The organism is Streptomyces sp. TRM70350, assembly GCF_019219825.1.
In the GTDB taxonomy this organism is placed as follows: domain Bacteria; phylum Actinomycetota; class Actinomycetes; order Streptomycetales; family Streptomycetaceae; genus Streptomyces.
The window spans coordinates 63,759-82,581 of the sequence record NZ_JAHUXH010000007.1; the positions used below are offsets into that span (position 1 = coordinate 63,759).

18 protein-coding genes are annotated in these 18,823 nt (G+C 72.7%); 11 read left to right on the forward strand and 7 right to left on the reverse strand.

The window, feature by feature from the left end; genetic code table 11:
• Positions 1–175 precede the first annotated feature (175 nt).
• The 3 genes from KWI83_RS13520 to KWI83_RS13530 all read left to right on the forward strand — a co-directional run bounded on the left by KWI83_RS13520 (position 176) and on the right by KWI83_RS13530 (position 4,361).
• Positions 176–3,121, forward strand: a complete 2,946-nt coding sequence (locus KWI83_RS13520; RefSeq protein WP_218514599.1) for a BTAD domain-containing putative transcriptional regulator — start codon at positions 176–178, stop codon at positions 3,119–3,121.
• Between the two features lie 223 nt (positions 3,122–3,344).
• The gene (locus KWI83_RS13525) at positions 3,345–3,527 is read left to right on the forward strand and encodes a hypothetical protein (RefSeq protein WP_218514600.1); all 183 of its coding nucleotides are present in this window, start codon (positions 3,345–3,347) and stop codon (positions 3,525–3,527) included.
• 57 nt (positions 3,528–3,584) lie between these two features.
• Entirely contained in the window at positions 3,585–4,361 is a 777-nt protein-coding gene (locus KWI83_RS13530; RefSeq protein ID WP_308122048.1) for an O-antigen ligase family protein, read from the forward strand.
• A gap of 10 nt (positions 4,362–4,371) precedes the next feature.
• Here the strand turns inward: KWI83_RS13530 and KWI83_RS13535 are convergent, their stop codons facing one another.
• Positions 4,372–5,940, reverse strand: a complete 1,569-nt coding sequence (locus KWI83_RS13535; RefSeq protein WP_308122049.1) for a FadD3 family acyl-CoA ligase — start codon at positions 5,938–5,940, stop codon at positions 4,372–4,374.
• A gap of 94 nt (positions 5,941–6,034) precedes the next feature.
• Here KWI83_RS13535 and KWI83_RS13540 point away from each other — a divergent pair, with 94 nt between their 5' ends.
• From KWI83_RS13540 to KWI83_RS13550, 3 genes are read left to right on the forward strand one after another with little or no spacing between them, the layout of a single operon-like run.
• A complete protein-coding gene (locus tag KWI83_RS13540) occupies positions 6,035–7,183 on the forward strand; it encodes a lipid-transfer protein (RefSeq protein WP_218514601.1) in 1,149 nt (382 codons plus the stop codon).
• Positions 7,184–7,192: 9 nt separating this feature from the next.
• The gene (locus tag KWI83_RS13545; protein ID WP_218514602.1) at positions 7,193–7,603 is read left to right on the forward strand and encodes a Zn-ribbon domain-containing OB-fold protein; all 411 of its coding nucleotides are present in this window, start codon (positions 7,193–7,195) and stop codon (positions 7,601–7,603) included.
• Positions 7,600–8,373 carry an enoyl-CoA hydratase/isomerase family protein gene (locus KWI83_RS13550; RefSeq protein WP_308122050.1) on the forward strand — a complete coding sequence of 258 codons (774 nt, stop codon included), beginning with the start codon at positions 7,600–7,602 and terminating at the stop codon, positions 8,371–8,373. Before KWI83_RS13545 ends, KWI83_RS13550 begins: the two co-directional genes overlap by 4 nt.
• Before the next feature lie 314 nt (positions 8,374–8,687).
• Here KWI83_RS13550 and KWI83_RS13555 read toward each other — a convergent pair whose 3' ends face one another.
• Both KWI83_RS13555 and KWI83_RS13560 read right to left on the reverse strand, forming a co-directional pair.
• A complete protein-coding gene (locus KWI83_RS13555) occupies positions 8,688–11,054 on the reverse strand; it encodes a PQQ-binding-like beta-propeller repeat protein (RefSeq protein WP_218514604.1) in 2,367 nt (788 codons plus the stop codon).
• 212 nt (positions 11,055–11,266) lie between these two features.
• Positions 11,267–12,001, reverse strand: a complete 735-nt coding sequence (locus KWI83_RS13560) for a VOC family protein (protein WP_218514605.1) — start codon at positions 11,999–12,001, stop codon at positions 11,267–11,269.
• A 134-nt stretch (positions 12,002–12,135) separates the two neighbouring features.
• Here KWI83_RS13560 and KWI83_RS13565 point away from each other — a divergent pair, with 134 nt between their 5' ends.
• A complete protein-coding gene (locus KWI83_RS13565) occupies positions 12,136–12,771 on the forward strand; it encodes a TetR family transcriptional regulator (protein WP_218514831.1) in 636 nt (211 codons plus the stop codon).
• An 88-nt stretch (positions 12,772–12,859) separates the two neighbouring features.
• On the opposite strand, the gene KWI83_RS13570 is transcribed toward KWI83_RS13565, so the two are convergent.
• Positions 12,860–13,312 (reverse strand): Lrp/AsnC family transcriptional regulator, encoded by a 453-nt coding sequence (locus tag KWI83_RS13570; protein WP_218514606.1) that lies wholly within the window; start codon positions 13,310–13,312, stop codon positions 12,860–12,862.
• An 82-nt stretch (positions 13,313–13,394) separates the two neighbouring features.
• Here KWI83_RS13570 and KWI83_RS13575 point away from each other — a divergent pair, with 82 nt between their 5' ends.
• Positions 13,395–14,015, forward strand: a complete 621-nt coding sequence (locus KWI83_RS13575) for a LysE family translocator (protein ID WP_218514607.1) — start codon at positions 13,395–13,397, stop codon at positions 14,013–14,015.
• A gap of 34 nt (positions 14,016–14,049) precedes the next feature.
• Here the strand turns inward: KWI83_RS13575 and KWI83_RS13580 are convergent, their stop codons facing one another.
• Both KWI83_RS13580 and KWI83_RS13585 read right to left on the reverse strand, forming a co-directional pair.
• A complete protein-coding gene (locus KWI83_RS13580; RefSeq protein WP_218514608.1) occupies positions 14,050–14,520 on the reverse strand; it encodes a nitroreductase family deazaflavin-dependent oxidoreductase in 471 nt (156 codons plus the stop codon).
• The gene (locus KWI83_RS13585) at positions 14,520–15,704 is read right to left on the reverse strand and encodes an acyl-CoA dehydrogenase family protein (protein WP_218514609.1); all 1,185 of its coding nucleotides are present in this window, start codon (positions 15,702–15,704) and stop codon (positions 14,520–14,522) included. The genes KWI83_RS13580 and KWI83_RS13585 overlap by 1 nt, the downstream gene beginning before the upstream one ends.
• Positions 15,705–15,790: 86 nt before the next feature.
• Between KWI83_RS13585 and KWI83_RS13590 the strand changes: the two genes are divergently transcribed.
• A complete protein-coding gene (locus KWI83_RS13590) occupies positions 15,791–16,960 on the forward strand; it encodes an acetyl-CoA acetyltransferase (RefSeq protein ID WP_218514610.1) in 1,170 nt (389 codons plus the stop codon).
• A gap of 73 nt (positions 16,961–17,033) precedes the next feature.
• Complete coding sequence (locus tag KWI83_RS13595) at positions 17,034–17,459, forward strand: pyridoxamine 5'-phosphate oxidase family protein (RefSeq protein ID WP_218514611.1); 426 nt, start codon at positions 17,034–17,036, stop codon at positions 17,457–17,459.
• A gap of 212 nt (positions 17,460–17,671) precedes the next feature.
• Here KWI83_RS13595 and KWI83_RS13600 read toward each other — a convergent pair whose 3' ends face one another.
• Positions 17,672–17,878: a hypothetical protein gene (locus KWI83_RS13600; protein ID WP_218514612.1), complete on the reverse strand. Its 207-nt coding sequence runs from the start codon at positions 17,876–17,878 to the stop codon at positions 17,672–17,674.
• A 536-nt stretch (positions 17,879–18,414) separates the two neighbouring features.
• Here KWI83_RS13600 and KWI83_RS38485 point away from each other — a divergent pair.
• Positions 18,415–18,798 (forward strand): helix-turn-helix transcriptional regulator, encoded by a 384-nt coding sequence (locus tag KWI83_RS38485; protein ID WP_256362249.1) that lies wholly within the window; start codon positions 18,415–18,417, stop codon positions 18,796–18,798.
• Positions 18,799–18,823: the final 25 nt, after the last annotated feature.

Genomic DNA, 18,823 nt, shown 5'->3' on the forward strand with positions numbered 1-18,823 from the left:
CCCCGCGTGCTCAGGTCAGTGCGGAAGTGTGCGAAGACGGTGTGTGGAGCTGGTGGGATCCCGTGCACCCGGCTGTGACTGCGGTCTCGGCGGCTGACGCATCTGCCATGAGCAAGGCAAACTGACAGGGTTGCTCAACTGACAGGGTTGCTCAGAGGGCCCTAGGGGGACGGCTATGGACGGGGTGCCGGCACAAAGGCGTCCGGGCGGTGCGGAGGAGCCCGGCGCGCTGCGCTTCGGTGTGCTCGGACCGGTGCGTGCCTGGCGTGGCGGCGAGCCGCTCGCCACGGGTTCCCCGCAGCAACGCGCCCTGCTGGCCGCGCTGCTGCTGCGCGAGGGCCGTACGGCGACCGCGGCCCAGCTGATCGACGCGCTGTGGGGCGAGGAGCCGCCGCCGCAGGCGCTGGCGGCGGTACGGACGTATGCCTCGCGGCTGCGGAAGGCACTGGACCCCGATGTGCTGGTGAGCGAGTCCGGCGGCTACGCGATCCGGTCGATCGGGGAGGGCGCCCTGGACCTGGCGGTGGCGCAGGACCTGGCGGCGGACGCGGAGAAGGCGCGGGGCGCCGGGGATCCGGGCCGGGCGCGGGAGCTGCTGGGGCGGGCACTGGACCTGTGGGACGGGGAAGCGCTGGCGGGCGTGCCGGGGCCGTACGCGGAGGCGCAGCGCGTACGGCTGGAGGAGTGGCGGCTGCGACTCCTCGAAACCCGCCTGGACCTGGACCTGGAGCAGGGCTGCCACGCGGAAGCGGTCTCCGAACTGACCGCCCTGACGGCGGCGCACCCCCTCCGGGAGCGGCTGCGGGAGCAGCTGATGCTGGCGCTGTACCGGTCGGGCCGGCAGGCGGAGGCGCTCGCCGTGTACGCCGACACACGGCGCCTGCTGGCGGACGAACTGGGCGTGGACCCACGGCCGGGGCTACGGGAGTTGCAGCAGCGCATCCTGAACGCGGACCCCGGGCTGGCGGAACCGTCCGCGCCGGTCCCCGAGCCGTCCGTGGCCCCGGTCCGTCCCGCGCAACTCCCCGCGACCGTCCCCGACTTCACCGGCCGTACGTCCTTCGTCACCGAGCTGAGCGAGGTGCTGGCGTCGGCGGAGGGCCGCGTGATGGCCGTCTCGGCGGTGGCCGGGATCGGCGGGGTCGGCAAGACGACCCTCGCGGTCCATGTGGCGCACCAGGCGCGGTCGGCGTTCCCGGACGGGCAGTTGTACGTCGATCTGCAGGGCGCCGGGCCACGGGCGGCCGAGCCGGAGACGGTGCTGGGCTCCTTCCTGCGGGCCTTCGGCACGCCCGACTCGGCGATCCCGGACTCGCTGCAGGAGCGCGCGGCGCTGTACCGCTCGGTCCTGGACGGCCGCCGGGTGCTGGTGCTGCTGGACAACGCCCGCGACGCCGCGCAGGTACGGCCCCTGCTGCCCGGCACGGAGGGGTGCGCGGCGCTGGTGACGTCCCGGGTGCGGATGGTGGACCTCGCCGGGGCGCATCTGGTCGACCTGGACGTGATGTCCCCCGACGAGGCGCTGTCCCTCTTCACGAAGATCGTGGGCGAGGAGAGGGTCGCCGCCGAGCGGGAGGCGGCGCTGGACGTGGTCGCGGCGTGCGGGTTCCTCCCGCTGGCGATCCGTATCGCCGCGTCCCGCCTGGCGGCCCGCCGCACCTGGACGGTCTCGGTCCTGGCGGCGAAGCTCGCGGACGAACGCCGCCGCCTGGACGAACTCCAGGCCGGCGACCTGGCGGTGAAGGCGACCTTCGAACTCGGCTACGGCCAACTGGAGCCCGCCCAGGCCCGCGCGTTCCGCCTCCTGGGCCTGGCCGACGGGCCGGACATCTCGCTGGCCGGGGCGGCGGCGGTGCTGGATCTGGCGGCGGAGGAGACGGAGGACCTGCTGGAGTCCCTCGTCGACACCTCGCTGCTGGAATCGGCAGCCCCCGGCCGCTACCGCTTCCATGATCTCGTACGGCTCTACGCGCGTGCCTGCGCGGAGCGCGACGAGCACCCACCGAGCGAGCGGGAGGTGGCGATGTCCCGGTTGCTGGACTTCTACCTGGACACAGCGGCAGGCGTGTACGCCATCGAGCGGCCCGGAGACCGGCTGGTGGACCACCTCGCGGCCACGGACCGCGCCGGCCTCACCTTCCCGGATCGCGCGTCCGCCCGGGACTGGCTCTACACCGAGGCCGACTGCCTGCTGGCGTTCGCCCGGCAGTGCGCCGGCCGGCCGGACAGCCTCCGCCGGGCCATCGACCTGCTGTGGGCCGCGCACGACCTCTCGGAGTCCGGGGCCAACTCCCGGGAATACGAGGCCACGGCGAAGGCCCTGCTGGACTTCGCCCACCAGGTCGGTGTGGCGCAGGAGGAGGCGCGGGCCCTCATGACGCTGGCCCACGCTCATCTGGACGGCGGGCGGTTCGACATGGCCGACCGGGAGGCCGAGCAGGTCATCCGCCGGGCCGGCGAGGCGGCGGACCTGCTGCCCGTGTGCTGGGCCCACAACGCCCGCGGCGTCATCGCGCTGTACCAGAACCGCAACTCGGAGGGCGAGGAACACCTCTCCCAGGCCATCGATTACTTCCGCACCCTCGGAGACCGGCCGGGCGAGGCCAGCGCACTGTGCAACCTCTCCCGGATCCACCTCGCTACCGGGCGTACGCAAAGCGCCGTCTCCCTGGCACAGGAGGGCATGGAGATCTACGACACCATGGGGAACTCCATGCGCGGCGCCAACGGCCGCTACGCCCTGGGCATGGCGCTCACGCAGAGCGGGCAGCTCGACGCGGCGGCCAACCGGCTGCTGGAGGCGCTGGAGGTCTTCCGCGACAGCCGTCAGCGGCTGTGGGAGGGCATGACGCTCTTCCGCCTGGCCGAGGTCGACATCGCCGGGCGTCGCTTCCCGCAGGCCGCCGCGAACGCGGAGATGGCGTTGACCGTACTGCGGGGCATCGGCGGAGAGTGGCGCAGGGCCAACGTCCTCACCGTCCTCGGCCGCGCGCTGTCCGGCATCGGTCACACGGGACGGGCGCAGGTCTGCTGGCACGAAGCCGTATGCATCTACGAGGAGTTGGGCTCGCCGGAGGCCGCTGAGGTCCGGGCCCTGCTGACGCCCCTGCGAGCGGCCTGACCACCGCCGGGCGGGGTGTTCATCATTCGTTTATCGCCCCGAGCCATCGTTCATGTGCGGGGCCGATCCGTCGCATCGGGGGGGGCAGACGGGTCGCCGCACCGGGTCGCCGGGCGACGAACTATGGTGAGCGGCCCAAACGCCCGTCTCGGTCACCCTCGGGGGAGTGACCGGGCGGGCCCCCAAGCCACGGCCCAATACTCCAAGTGGGGAGCGAACGATCATGAGCGACGAGACCGTCGTCAAACCGCAGGACATCCACGCCACCTCCGAGCCCGCAGCAGCCGACGCGGCGTCGGAGAACGAGGGCGCTGCGACGACCCAGGGCGACATCCACGCCACTGACGAACCCCTGGTGACGCAGGACATCCACGCGACGTCGGAGCCCCTCAAGCCGACGAAGTAAGCCGTCCTGCAGGGATTCGGCCGCGGCGGCGCGGAGGGGAGCCGCCGCGGTCGAGGTGTGTCAGGGGGCTTTGTAGCCAGCCAGACGGTCGTCGTCCTCATCGCAGTCGTCGGCTACGGCGCCCTGCTCATCACCTTCTCCCGCGCCGGGTACGTCGCCGGAGCCACCGGCCTCCTCGTCCTCGGCGGCGCCTACTGGCTCGCACCCCGCCTCGCCGACCGCGCCCAGCGCCGCATCACGGCCACCCTCGGACTCCTCGCCCTCGGGGGCGCGGCCGCCGCGATCTGGGCCGTGTCGCAGGCCGGGAACTCGCTCGGCGTGCGCGGGCAGGCCTGGAACGCGGCGCTCGACATCGCCGTGAACAACCCGCTCGGCGTCGGCCTCGGCCGCTCCGGCGCCGTCATATCCGCCAACGCGCCCGGCGAACGCGTCTTCGTGCACGCCCACAACATGTGGCTGAACTGGCTCGTCGAGACCGGCCCCCTCGGTCTCGTCGCCATCCTCTCCATCACCGTGATCACCTGGTCCACTGCCGCCCGCGGCAAGTCGGCCCTCGGCACGGTGGGGCTGGCCTCGCTGACCGGCTTCCTCCTGATCGGGATGATGGACCACCCGGCCAACCTGGACCGGATCGACATGCTCTGGTGGCTGATCCTGGCAGTGGTGATGGCCGAGGCCCCGGCCGGGTGGCGAAGCAAGGGCGATCTGTCGTCCGTGGCGAAGGCCCAGCCCCGCCACCCGAGGCACGGCCCGCAGCCGCACCGGGCCACCATCCCGGCCCAGCCCCAGGGCCCGGCCCCGTCACCGGCGCCGCCCTCCGCCCCCGTCGGATAGGGCCACCCCCCTAACCACCCACCCGCAACCTCCCCTTCACCACCTTCCCACTCGCGTTCCGCGGCAACTCCCCCACGAACTCCACCACCCGCGGCACCTTGTAGTTCGCCATCTCCCGCCGCGCCCACGCGATCAGGTCGTCCCCGGTCAGCACGGCCCCCGCCCGCCGCACCACGTACGCCTTCCCGACCTCCCCCAGCCGGGCGTCCGGTACGCCGATCACCGCCACGTCCGCCACGTCCGGGTGCAGGCCCAGGAGCTGCTCGATCTCCGCCGGGTACGCGTTGAAGCCGCCGACGACGAACATGTCCTTGATGCGGTCCGTGATGCGGAGATTGCCCGCGGCGTCCATGACTCCGACGTCCCCCGTGCGGAGCCAGCCGTCGGCCGTCAGGACGTCGTCCGTGGCCTCCCGGTCCTCGTAGTAGCCCCGCATGACGTTGAAGCCGCGGACCAGTACCTCACCGGGGGTGCCGGGCGGTGCGTCCACGCGTACCTCCGTGCCGGGTATCGCGCGGCCGGACGTCGAGGTGATCACCGACGGGTCGTCGCCCCGGCGGCACATCGTCACGATGCCGCTCGCCTCGGAGAGGCCGTACGCCGTCAGGACCGTCTCCACGCCCAGTTCCCCGCGCAGCCGTTCCACCAGCCGCAACGGCACGACCGCCGCCCCCGTCACCACCAGCCGCAGCGCGGAGAGGTCGTGCGCGTCCCGGGAGGGGTGGTCGAGGAGGGACTGGAGGAGGGTCGGCGGGCCCGGGAGGACCGAGACCCGTTCCGCCGCGATGTTCGCCAGCGCCGTACCGACGTCGAACACCGGCTGCGGGATCATCGTCGCGCCCCGCATCAGACAGGCCAGGACGCCCGCCTTGTAGCCGAAGGTGTGGAAGAAGGGGTTGACGATCAGGTAGCGGTCGCCCTGGCGCAGGCCCGCCAGGTCGCCCCAGATGTCGTACGCCCGCAGCGACTGCGCGTGCGTGATCACCGCACCCTTGGGGCGGCCCGTCGTCCCCGAGGTGAAGATGATGTCCGAGGGTGCCGAGCCGGAGATCGCCGATGCCCGCTCCCGGACCTCCGCCGGCCCCACCCCCTCCCCCTCCGCCAGGAAGTCCTTCCAGGTGCGGAAGTCCGGGGGCGCGTCCTCCGCCAGGACGACCACCCGCTCGGGGAGCTCCCCCGGCCCCGCCGCCCGCCGCAGCGACGCCACGTACGACGTCCCGAGGAACGTTCCCGTCACGAACAGCAGCCGCGTCCCGCTCCTGCGCAGCACGTCCAGTGCCTCCGCGCCCTTGAAGCGGGTGTTCAGCGGCACCAGGACGCCGCCCGCCGACACCGCGCCCAGCGCCGAGACGATCCAGTCGAGGGAGTTGGGGGCCCAGATGCCCACCCGGTCGCCGGGGCGCAGGCCGTGGGCGAGGCAGGCGGCCGCCGCCCGTTCGACCCGGGCGCCCAGTTCGGCGTACGAGATCCGGGTACGGCCCTCCACCACGGCCTCGACGTCCGCGTAGCGCTCGGCGGCCCACCGGACCAGGCCCGGAATGCTCCCCCACTCCCCGCCCCGCTCCACGTCTGCGCGCACAACAGCCTCCCGACAACGAGCTGACTGTCCGTCAGATTAGCGGTAGTCTGACGGCCTGTCAGCAGACCTGTGGACGCGTGGAGGTGCGCAGCACATGGCAGGCCTCAAGGACGCCACCGCGATCGTCGGCATCGGCCGGACCGCCTTCGCCAAGCACCTCCCGGAGGACGAACGGACCCTCGCCTGCCGAGCCGTCCTCGCCGCCCTCGACGACGCCGGGATCGCGCCGGGCGAGGTGGACGCGCTGGCCTCGTACACCATGGAGGAGACCGACGAGGTCGAGCTGGCGAAGGCCGTCGGGTTCGGCGACCTCACCTTCTTCGGCAAGGTGGGGTACGGGGGCGGCGGTTCGTGCGCGACCGTGGCGCATCTCGCCGCCGCGATAGCCGCCGGGCAGGCGACCGTGGGCGTGGCCTGGCGGTCACGGAAGCGGGGCAGTGGGCCCCGGCCGTGGACCAACACGGCAGTTCAGCTGCCCACTCCGGGGCAGTGGACGCGGCCCTTCGGGCTGCTGCGGCCCGTGGACGAGATCGCCATGCTCACACGGCGCTACCTGCACGAGTACGGGGCCACGCGCGATCACTTGTTCCATGTGGCCCTCGCCTGCCGGAACCGGGCCAATCAGAATCCCGCCGCGATCATGTACGACCGGCCCCTCACCCGCGAGATGTACATGACCTCCCGCTGGATCAGCGAGCCGCTCTGCCTCTTCGACAACTGCCTGGAGACCGACGGGGCGCTGGCCTGTGTCGTCGTCTCGCGGGAGCGGGCGCGGGACTGCCGTCAGCGGCCCGTGTACGTGCACTCCGCCGCGCAGGGGCTGCCCGCCCAGCACCACGGCATGGTCAACTACTGGAACGACGACCCGCTCACCGGGCCCGCCTGGACCGCCGCCCGGCATCTATGGAAGCACGCCGACCTCACTCCACAGGATGTGGATGTGGCACAGATCTACGACGCGTTCACACCGCTCGTCCTGCTGTCCCTGGAGGGTTACGGGTTCTGCGGGCGGGGGGAGGCCGGGGCGTTCACCGAGGGGGGCGCGCTGGAGATCGGCGGGCCGCTGCCGATCAACACCGCCGGTGGGGGGCTGAGCGAGGCCTACGTCCATGGGTTCAACCTCATCACCGAGGGCGTGCGGCAACTGCGCGGGACCAGTACCGCCCAGGTGCCGGGCGCCGCGACCTGCCTGGTCACCGCCGGTGAAGGGGTCCCCACGTCGGCGCTGCTGCTGAGGAGTTGAGGAGCGAGCATGCTGAGTCCCGTCATCGACCCCGAGGGCGCCCCCTTCTGGCGGTACGCCGCCCAGGGCGAGCTGCGTGTCCAGGCCTGCGCCGACTGCGGCGAACTGCGCTTCCCGCCCCGCCCGTGCTGCCCGCACTGCCAGTCCTTCGCGGCCGAGTGGCGCCGGATGTCCGGGCTCGGGCGGATCTGGTCGTACGTCGTCCCGCATCCGCCGCTGCTGCCCGACTACGCCGAGCAGGCGCCGTACAACGTGATCGTGGTGGAGCTGGCGGAGGCGCCGAGGATACGGCTGGTCGGCAACCTCGTCGCCCGTCCCGGCGCGCGCCTGGACTCCATTGCGCCGGAGCGCGTCCGGATCGGCGCGAAGGTGCGGGTCGTCTTCACCGGCGACGGGCTTCCGCAGTGGGTGTGCGCGTGAGCGGCCTCCGGGTCAGCGCGGACCAGGGCACCGGCGTCGCCGTCGTCACCCTCGACCGGCCCGCGCGGCTCAACGCCATCGACCTCGCGACGGCCGACGAACTCGCCGCGGCCTGGCGGGAGTTCCGGTACGACGACTCCGTGCGGGCCGTCGTCCTCACCGGGGCCGGGGAGCGTGCCTTCTGCACCGGCATCGACCGGGACGTCTCGGTGCCGCAGCCGGGATCGCCGTACATGCAGGACGATCCGCTGCTGAGGGCCGGGCCGAAGGCGAACGACCTGTGGAAGCCGGTCGTCGCGGCCGTGGGCGGGATGGCCTGCGGCGGGGCCTTCTATCTGCTGGGGGAGGCCGAGTTCGTGATCGCGGACGAGACGGCCACCTTCTTCGACCCGCACACCACGTACGGGATGGTCAGCGCGTACGAGTCGATGCTGATGGCGCGGCGGATGCCGTACGGGGAGGCCGCCCGGATGGCGCTCATGGGGACCGCGGAGCGGATCTCGGCGCGGCGGGCGTACGAGGTGGGGCTGGTCTCCGAAGTCACCCCGGCCGGTGCGGCGTTGGCGGCGGCGACCGCCTGTGCCACGGTGCTCGCCGGGTACCCTCCCGAGGCCGTCCAGGGGACCGTGCGGGCCCTGTGGGCGGGCCGGGAGGCGGCACTTGCGGCGGCGTTCGCGCAGGCGCCGGCGCTCATCGCGCTGGGCAACGCGCCGACGCAGCTGCAGACGGAGCTGTTCGGCGGGCGGCGCCGGGAGCACCGCACGCGGTGAGAGCTGCTCCGGCTGCTCGCGTGGCGGCTCTCGCTCACGCGGCGTAGCGTCATGGGTGAGCACGGTGAAGGCCGGGCTCGCCCGAGCGACGGCCGCCGTTCTGGAAATCCCTTCCGTGCGCCCGGTACGACGGCCGTCCCGTGGCGTCGGGAGAGCCTGTGTCACATCCCCGGCCGGATCAGCGCACGTCGTCTGGTGCGTGCGATCGCAAGGCGCCGAGACGCCCTCGTGGCGGAGCCACATGGGCGTTTCGGCAACGCGGCGAGCGTGCGTGCCAGGCGGCGGGCGCCCGGCCGGGGATGTGACACAGGCTCTCAGGCGGTGCGGGCCGTGCCCGTGCCCTTCTCCGCGTCGAGGGCGTACACACAGCGGTCCTTGCTGCACGCGTACACGATCCCGTCCTTGACGACCGGGGAGCCGGTGATCTCGCCGCCGGTGGCGAGTTTCCAGCGCAGCCGGCCGTCGTCGGCCTTGAGCGTGTACAGGAGGTGATCGGTGGCGCCGAAGTGGATGCGGCCCTCGGCGACCGAGGGGGCGCCCACGATGTCGCCGCCCGCCTGGAAGCGCCACTTGGGCGTGCCGGTGACCGCGTCCAGGGTGTAGAGGCCGGTGCCGCTGCCGACGTGGACGTGACCGGCGGCGACCAGGACCGGCTCGACGGACGACCGGGCCTCGGTGGCGATGCGCCAGCGGTCGCGGCCGTCGGTGGCGTCGAGGGCGTACACCGTGCCGAGGTAGTCGGCGAGGTAGATGCCGCCGCCGGTGACCGCGGGGCCGGGCGCGAAGGCGGGCGGGGAGAGGAAGACGGCCGGTGCCTCGAAGTGCCAGCGGACGTGACCGCCGCCCGCGTCGACGGCGAGGACGCGGGTGCCCGCGGTGACGTAGACACAGCCGTCGGGGGCGGGCGCGACGCGGACCGGGACGCCGCCGCAGGAGGCCGCGTCGCCGATCGGGTACGACCAGCGCTCGTCGCCGGTGCGGGCATCCAGGGCGCGCAGGCGGGCGTCCTGCCAGACGTAGACGGTGCCGTCGTGGAGGGCGGGGCCGGCCTCGGGGGACTCGAAGTCGCTCTGGCAGCCGGTGATCTCCCACAGCTTGCGGCCGCTCGCGGCCTCCCAGGCCTGGACGCCGCCGCCGCGGGTGCCGGTGACGACGGTGCCGCGCTCGGCCTTCAGGGAGTACACCCAGGCGTCCGTGGACAGCCGCCACAGGTCGGCGCCCGCGCGGGCGTCCAGGGCGAACAGGGTGGGGCCGTCGGAGGCGTGGATCCGGCCGTCCGCGACCGCCATCGACCAGGCCACGTCCCGGGTCTTGAAGCGGCGCCGCCCGGTGGCCACGTCGAGGGCGTGCACCTCGAAGGAGGTGACGTAGACGAGGTCGCCGTCGACGGCCGGAGTGCCCCAGACGTCGTTGGACATCCGGAACCGCCAGGGCCGCCAGCCCGCCGGGCTCTCCGCGGGCACCGGGGGCGGTGGTGCCGGTACGGCGGGTTCGGCGCCGTTGACGCCGGGGCGCGGCTTGGACCAGGAGGCGGCCAGGCCCGCCTCGGGCGGGGGTGCCTTGACGGCGGCGGCACGGGCGTCGGCGACGCGCGGGCCGGGGCCGATGGGCACGGCGGCGCCGGCCAGCCGGACCGGGCCGCCGTCGGGGGCGCCGACCGGCGCGGGCACCGGCGGGGCGGAGACGGGCGGCGACGGGACGACGGGGTCGTGCGAGGGCGGGGGCGGCACGGCGGGCGGGCGGGCGGAGCCGCGGCTCGCGCCGGACGCGGGCTTGGCGGCGGGGCGGCCGCCGCGGCGGGCCTCGATGAGGGCGACCGCCTTCTCGGGCAGCCACGCCGACGCCGTACCGCTGTCGTCGGAGCCGGAGCCGAACAGGTGCGGGGCGAGCTGGGCCTGCAGGTCGGCCGGGGTGGGGCGGGCCGAGGGGTCCATCTGCATGCAGGACTCGATCAGCGGGCGCAGCTCGTCGGGCAGGCCGTCGAGGTCGGGGCCCTCACGGAGCAGCATGAAGACCGTCTCGACCGGGTTGGCGCCGTGGAAGGGCGGGTGGCCGGTGGCGGCGAACACCAGGGTCGACCCCAGCGAGAAGACGTCACTGGCGCCGGTGACGGAGCGCGAGTCCTTCGCCTGCTCGGGCGACATGTAGGCGGGGGTGCCCACGGCCACGTTGGTCATGGTCAGACGGGTGTTCGAGACGCCGGAGGCGATACCGAAGTCGATCACCCGGGGGCCGTCCTCGACGACGAGGACGTTGGAGGGCTTGAGGTCACGGTGGACCAGCCCGGCGCCGTGGATCGACTGGAGCGCCTCCGCGACGCCCGCGGCCAGCCAGCGCACCGCCTGGGCCGGGAGCGGCCCGCAGTCGTTCACTATCTCTTCGAGGGAGGGCGCGGGGACGTACGCGGTCGCCAGCCACGGCACGGCGGCGCGCGGGTCGGCGTCGACCACGGCCGCCGTGTAGAAGCCGGAGACCGCGCGGGCCGCCTCGACCTCGCGGGTGAAGCGGACGCGGAACAGCTGGTCCTCGGCGAGCTCCGTCCGTACGGTCTTGATCGCCACGCGCCGGCCGGACGCCGAGCGCGCCAGATAGACCAGCCCCATGCCGCCGGCCCCCAGCCGTCCCAGCACCTCGAACGGCCCGATCCGCCGCGGATCGTGCTGCGTCAGCTGATCCACCACTTGCCTGCCACCTCCCCGTACGAGCCGCGTCACCCACATATGTACGCGACCCCGTGCAGCGTCTCACCACCGCACCGCCGTGGCGGCACGCACCCCGATTCTTCCTGTCCCGGCCACAGGTTGCGAACCCGGTGACATATCGGGTGTTTCACCCCATACCCGGGCAAGCGGTGACGCAGAACCCGTCAGGTCGGCCGTGGATCAGCGGCGGGTCAGCGCTGGAGCACCGCGAACGACGCCCCCTGGTCGTCGGTGACCACCCCCACCGTGCCGTACGAGGTGTCGAGAGGTCCCGCCTGGATCCGGCCGCCGAGCCGGTTCACCTCGGCGAGCGCGGCCTCGCAGTCCGCCACCCCGAAGTGGACGAGGAAGTGCGGCGGCATCTCGGCCGGGAAGACGTCGGTGAGCGGGGCGCGGCCGAAGTCGGGCTCGGCGTCCGGCCCGAACAGGGCGTCGTGGAAGAGATCGCCGTAGAAGGTGTTGGCGGCGGCGGTGTCGCGGGCGTACAGCTCGGCCCAGGCGAACGCGCCGGGCGCGTGCCGCAGGCCGAAGCCCGGGTGCGTCCCCGGCTGCCACAGGCCGAACACCGCGCCCTCGGGATCGGTGACCAGCGCGGCGACGCCCAGCTCGCCGACCGGCATCGGCGCGGTGACCACCTGACCGCCGGCCGCCCGGATCCGCGCGGTGAGCGCCTCGGCGTCCGGCGTCGCGAAGTACACCGTCCAGACGGTGGGCAGCCGGCCGTCCACCTTCTGCGCGAGCGCGGCGACGGGCTCGCCCTCGTGGTAGGCCCACACGGTTCCGCCGTACGACGGCTCGAAGGACCACCCGAAGAGCTCACTGTAGAACCGCTTGCCCGCCTCAAGATCGGCGAGCTGCGCGTCCACCCAGCACGGGACGCCCTCGGTGTACGCCGCTTCGCGAGGAGATGTGCTGTTTTCGGCCATGCCGCCAAAGTAACGGCGCCGTCCGCACCCCGCTCACCGGCCACACCGCGCCCCGATCCCCCGTGCACCCCATTTGCAGTCGGCCGAATCGCGCTCCCATCACCCCTCGGTAAGCTGACGACATGACAGGACAAGTGCGTACCGTCGACGGCCGCGTGGCCGGTCGGCGTGGGCAGGCGACGCGGCAGAAGCTGCTCGACTGCCTCAGTGAGATGCTCAGCTCCTCTCCGTACCGGGACGTCAAGGTCATCGATGTCGCCCGGAGGGCGGGCACTTCGCCCGCCACCTTCTACCAGTACTTCCCGGACGTCGAGGGCGCCGTCCTGGAGATCGCCGAGCAAATGGCCGCCGAGGGCGCCGGATTGACGGAACTGCTGGAGGGCCGCTCCTGGACGGGCAAGGCCGGCTGGCAGACCGCCCAGGAACTGGTCGAGGGTTTCCTGGAGTTCTGGCGCAAGAACGACGCCATCCTGCGCGTCGTCGATCTCGGTGCCGCCGAGGGGGACAAGCGGTTTTACAAGATCCGCATGAAGATCCTGAACTCCGTGAACAACTCCCTGGTGGACGCCGTCACCGAACTCCAGTCCAAGGGCCGCGTCGACAAGGACGTGAACCCGGCGGCGATCGCCGGTTCCCTGGTCGCGATGCTGGCGGCGGTGGCCTCGCACCAGAAGGGCTTCCAGAGCTGGGGCGTCAAGCAGGCCGAACTCAAGCCGAACCTGGCCCTGTTGGTGTATCTGGGCATCACCGGAAAGAAGCCGACCAGGTAGCCGCGACCACCCCTTTCTCCTTTCTCCCTTTGCCAAGTCCTGTCAGGCAGGCCGTGGTCCACCGGGGTGGGTCACCGCCTGTCCCACATCACGCCGGCAGCGGCCGGTCCTTGACCACGTGCTTCATCACCAGCGTGGAGGTGAGCCGCTGCACCCCCGGCAGCGTCGCCAGCCGCTCGTCGTACAGCCGCTGGAAGGCGGCGAGGTCCCGGGTGGCCACCCGCAGCAGATAGTCCGGCTCCCCGAACAGCCGCTGCGCGTCCAGGACGTGCTCCACCTCGCTGACCGCCCTCTCGAACTCGGCGACCGTGTCCCGGTCCTCCTGCCGCATGGACACGAAGACCAGCGCCTCGAAGGTCAGCCCGACGGACCCAGGATCGACCACGGCCCGATACCCGCTGATCGCTCCCGACCGCTCCAGCTCCCGCAGCCGCCGATGACACGGCGAGACACTCAGCCGCACCCGCGCGGCCAGCTCGGTCACGGTCAGCCGCCCGTCCTGCTGCAGCTCCGCAAGAATCTTCCGGTCCATGTCATCCATGGGGAAGATTCTCCCCCAGAAACCGCGATCATGGGGGAACTTCAGAAACACTTTCGGGCGCTTTCGACCTAATCTCGCCACCATGGACTCCGCGACCCTGATCTCCTTCCTCGCCCTCGACCTGCTGCTGGTGTGCGTACCGGGCGCGGACTGGGCGTATGTGATCTCGGCCGGTCTGCGCGACCGCTCGCCGGTCACGGCGGTGGCGGGCCTGGTCAGCGGCTATGCGCTGCACACGCTGCTCGCGGCGGCGGGCCTGGCGGTCCTGGTGGCGGGATCGCCCGCCCTGCTCACGGCACTGACGGTGGTGGGGGCGGCGTATCTGGTGTGGCTGGGGTGGGGGGTGCTGCGCCGCCCGGGCACGCCGGCGGCCGGGGACGACGCCCCGGTGGCCGGGCGCCGGGTCTTCCTGCGCGGCGCGATGATCAGCGGGCTCAACCCCAAGGGGCTGCTGCTCTACCTCTCGGTGCTCCCGCAGTTCCTCGTCCTGGGACACGGGCACCTGCCGGTCCCGGCCCAGACCGCCGTCCTCGGGCTGGCGCACATGGCGTGCTGTGCCGTGGTCTACCTCGGCGTCGGGCTCGCGGCGCGCGCGGTGCTGGGGGCGCGGCCGACGGCGGCCAGGGCGGTGGCGCGGACGTCGGGGGCGGCGATGCTGGGGATCGGGGCGTTTCTGCTGGTGCAGCGGCTGGCGACGCTGTAGGGAGCTACAGCGGGTCGTCTTCGTACGAGCGCGATCACTTTCGTACGAGCCGGAAGAGCCGGATCTCGCGCGTCACCCGCGCCTGATACGTCGCGTACGGCGGCCAGAACGCCACCACCGCCCGCCAGGCCGCCGCCCGCTCCTGTCCCGCCAGCAGCCGGGCGGTGACGGGGATGTCCCGGCCCTTGAAGTCGATCTCGGCGTCGGGGTGGGCGAGGAGGTTGTGGGTCCAGGCGGGGTGACCGGTCCGGCCGAAGTTGGAACCGACCAGGATCCAGCTCCGCCCGCCCTCCTCCGGCATACAGGCGAGCGGCGTACGGCGCCGCCGCCCGCTCCGCGCGCCGGTCGAGGTCAGGATCACGCCCGGCAGCAGCGTCGCGCTGAGCAGCACCTTTCCTCGGGTGAGGCGGTGGACGGCCCGGTCCAGGGCGGGCATGACGTAGGGGGCGGCCTTCGCGAAGCCCCTGGTCGAGGACACCTTCTGGACGATCCCGGCGACACCCATCAGACGGCCACCTCCGCCCGCTCGAACAGCCGCGCCGCCTCGGCGGCATGCGCGCGCAGCCGGTGCACCGGCCCGAACAGCAGCTCGTCGCCGGCCGCCCGCTTGAAGTACAGGTGGGCGTCGTGCTCCCAGGTGAAACCGAGACCGCCGTGCAGCTGAATCCCCTCGGCGGCCGCCGTCCGCAGCGCCTCCAGCGCCTGGGCGAGCGCCAGCCCGCCGACGCGCTCACCATGGATGGTGGCCCACGCCGCGTAGTACGCCGCCGAGCGCGCCGCCTGCACCTGCACGTACACGTCGGCCAGCCGGTGCTTGACCGCCTGGAAGGAGCCGATGGGCCGCCCGAACTGCTCGCGCTGCCCGACGTGTTCGACGGTCCGCTCCAGGATGCGGTCTGCGGCGCCGACGGCTTCGGCGGCGAGGACGGCGGCGGCGGTGTCGCCGAGCGCGGCCAGGGCGTGGAGGGTTCGGGTCGGGTCGTCGTCCAGCAACTCGGCGGAGACGTCCCGTAGTTGGACTCTCGCCCGCGGCCGGGTCGCGTCGAGGGCGGTCTGCCGTACCCGGGTCAGCCCGGCGGCATCCCCCGGCACGAGGAACAGCAGCGTCCGCGACCGGGCGAACCCCCCGGTGTGCGCGGCGACGACGAGCAGCGCCGCGCTGTGGCCGTCCAGCACCTGGTCGACCTCCCCGTACAGCCGCCAGCCACCGTCCGACCTGCGGGCCTGTACGCCCCCCGCCCGGCCGCCGCCCGCCCAGTCGCCCGTGTTGTCGCCGGTCAGGGCGAGGGCGGTGGCGAGGCGGGGGCCCGGGACGGCGAGGGCGGCGGTGAGGTGGCCGGAGGCGAGGCGCGGGAGCAGCTCGGCGCGCCGGGTTTCGGTACCGAGGGCGAGGAGGAGGGGGGCGGTGAGAACGGCGGTGGGGATCAACGGCGAGGGGGCCAGCGCCCGGCCGGTCTCCTCGGCGGCGAGGGCGAGTTCGGTCGCCGAGCAGCCGACGCCGCCGTACGTCTCGGGGAGGGCGAGCCCGGGCAGGCCGAGCTGCTCGGCGAGGGCGGACCAGAGGGCGGGGTCGTGTCCGGCCGGGGTGTCGAGGGCGGCGCGGAGCTGCTCGGGGGTGCAGCGGCGGCGGAGCAGTTCACGGAGGGTGCGGCGGATCCCGTCCTGCTCGGGGGTGAAGCTGGCGTCCATGAACGGCCTCCTCGATCTGACGGGCTGTCATATTAGGCCGACAGCAGGCAACCGCCCATACCCGGTTCTGATGTACCGTCAGAAACATGGCTGCTGCTACCCGGAAAGTCGCCGTGGTGGGCGTGTCCCTGTCCGACTGCGGCCGTGTCGATGAGGCGACCCCGTACACCCTGCACGCCCAGGCGGCCCGCCGGGCCCTCGCGGACGCCGGGCTGGACCGGACGGCCGTCGACGGCTTCGCGTCGGCCGGCACAGGCGTGCTGGCGCCGGTGGAGGTGGCCGAGTACCTGGGCCTGCGACCCACCTGGGTCGACTCCACGTCGGTCGGCGGCGCGACGTGGGAGGTCATGACGGCGCACGCGGCGGACGCCATCGCGGCGGGGCACGCGCGGGCGGTGCTGCTGGTGTACGGCTCGACGGCCCGCGCGGAGGTGAAGGCCGGGCGGCGCACCGGCAACCTCTCCTTCGGCGCGCGCGGGCCGCTGCAGTTCGAGGTGCCGTACGGCCACACCCTGATCGCCAAGTACGCGATGGCGGCCCGCCGTCACATGATCGAGCACGGGACGACGATCGAGCAGCTGGCGCAGGTGGCGGTGCAGGCGCGGGCGAACGCGGCGCTCAACCCGCAGGCCATGTTCCGCACCCCCATCACGGTCGACGACGTCCTGACCGGCCCGATGATCGCGGACCCCTTCACCAAGCTGCACTGCTGCATCCGCTCGGACGGCGGCGCGGCGGTCCTGCTGGCCGCGGAGGACGTCGTACGGGACTGCCGTACCGCTCCGGTGTGGATCCTCGGCACCGGGGAGCATGTCTCGCACGCCACGATGTCCGAGTGGCCGGACTTCACCCGGTCCCCGGCGGCGGTGAGCGGACGGCTGGCGTTCGAGCGGGCGGGCGTACGGCCGGACGAGATCGATTTCGCCGAGATCTACGACGCCTTCACGTACATGACCCTCGTGACCTTGGAAGACCTCGGCTTCTGCGGGAAGGGCGAGGGCGGGGCGTTCGTGGAGAAGGGGCGGCTCAGGGTCGAGGGCGGGGAGCTGCCGGTGAACACCGACGGGGGCGGTCTGTCCGCCCAGCACCCCGGGATGCGGGGGCTGTTCCTGCTGGTGGAGGCGGTACGGCAGATGCGCGGGGAGGCGGGCGCGCGGCAGGTGCGCAGGGCGGACGGGGGGCCGCCGCGGCTGGGGGTGGCGTCGGGGACGGGGGGCTGGTTCTGCTCCTCGGGGACGGTGGTGCTGGGTCGCTGACGGAACACCGGCCTCTCACATGGTGTTGTGGTGGGTCACAGGCTGTTCGACGACGACACCACTGGAGACCCGTATGCCCCTGACCCGTGAAGAACGCGAGCAGTTCCTGGCCGAGCCGCACATCGCCGCGCTGGCCGTGGCCGCGGAGGAGGGCCGGGCCCCGCTCAGTGTGCCGATCTGGTACCAGTACGAGCCCGGCGGTGACGTGTGGATCCTGACGGGACGGGACTCCCGCAAGCACCGGCTGATCAGCGCGGCCGGGCGCTTCACGCTGATGGTCGACCGGCTGGAGCCCACCGTCCGCTACGTCTCCGTCGAGGGGCCGGTCGTCGACACCGTCCCCTTCACCGTCGAGAACCTGCGCGAGATCTCGGCGCGGTACCTGCCGGCCGAGAAGGTCGAGGAGTACGTCGACTTCTCGCTGAAGAACCACGGGGAGATGGTGGTCATCCGGATGCGGCCGGAGCGGTGGGTGTCCTCGGACCTTGGGTCGGTGTAGACCCCGGTGCGTTTCTCAGTGTGGGTCGCGCTTGACCTGCGAAAACGGCGGTCAGCGGCCTGCTCAAGGCGCGGATTTCCGTTACGGATCCGTGACCTGCGCCGAAGGCCGCACCGAGGTGTGCCCCTTACCGGCGCGGACCGTCACGTGCGGGGCGTCCTCCCCAGTTTCCGGTCCGAGCGTCCATTCAGCCTCTCTGATGGTCGAACGCGTCACAGTTCCCCCCTGCTGCGCCGGTTTGCTTCGGCCACTTTGGCGCGCAGCCTTTCGGCGCTGCCGACGCAGTGCGGGCACGAACACGGCGGGTACTTCTGGCCTACTTCCGGCGCGTCCACAGGCTTGACCGTGTGCTTCCGGATCACCTCAGTACGGACGCCCGTGTTCGGGTTGATCCGGTAGACCTCAATCGTCATCGCCACGGGGCAGCCTCCCGGTGCGCTTCCTGGGCGCCTGCGCGGGCGTCCGCGGGCGCTGCGCCCAGCGCTGCCACGTACGGCCGGACAAGGGCGCCCGTGGGCTCCCAGGCTTCCTCTGCCTCCCAGTCACGGGGCGGGAACCACTCGGCGCGCCCCTGCGGCTGGGGCCCCCGCGGGGGCGCTGCGTGCCGCTCTTTGCGGTGCCTGCGCGCGGTGACGAGCCTTGGCCCCACACGTCCGGCGACAGCCGGTGAAAGGGCGCCTGGGGTGCTGCGTGGGGCGGTGCGGAGCGGATGTGCTTACCGGGGGTGCGCGGTCCGAACAGGACCGCTCTCATCCATTCGAGCGCACGTGATAGGCATTGCATTGTCGACGCTCCCTCTCGGGTTGAGCGTTGGCCATGCCCCGGGGCCGTTCGCGCGGTCGCCGGGGTCTCTTGTGCCCGCCACGCTGCCGCTCTGCCGATTCGCTGCCCAGCGGCCCCATGTAGGCCCGTTGTAGGCCAGACTTGAGGCATGCGCGGGGAGACAGCGGCCCACATGATCCGACGTCTACGACGGAACAAGGGGTGGAGTCAGGCACGGCTGGCGGCGGAGGCATGCCGCGCGGCTGGCTTACCGTCCGACTCTCTGACCCAGCAGGACATTTACCGGTATGAGAAGGGGAAGCGCACACCCCGGGAATGGCTGCCGTTCATTGCTGCCGCTCTCGGTGTGCCCCTGGTCGAATTGCAGCAAGCCGCCGGCGCTGGTGCCCAAGAAGGCGTTCCGGTAACGGTCGCCGACTTCCTTCCAGATAGTGATCCGTTGGCTCCGGTGAAGGCTGGACACGGACGCCGGATTGGCGCGGGTGACGTTACCGACCTGGCCGGACGCGTCCACGGATTGCGTCTCGCCGACGACGTCCTAGCGGGGGGTACCTAATCGGCCCTGCGCTGCGTGAGCTGAA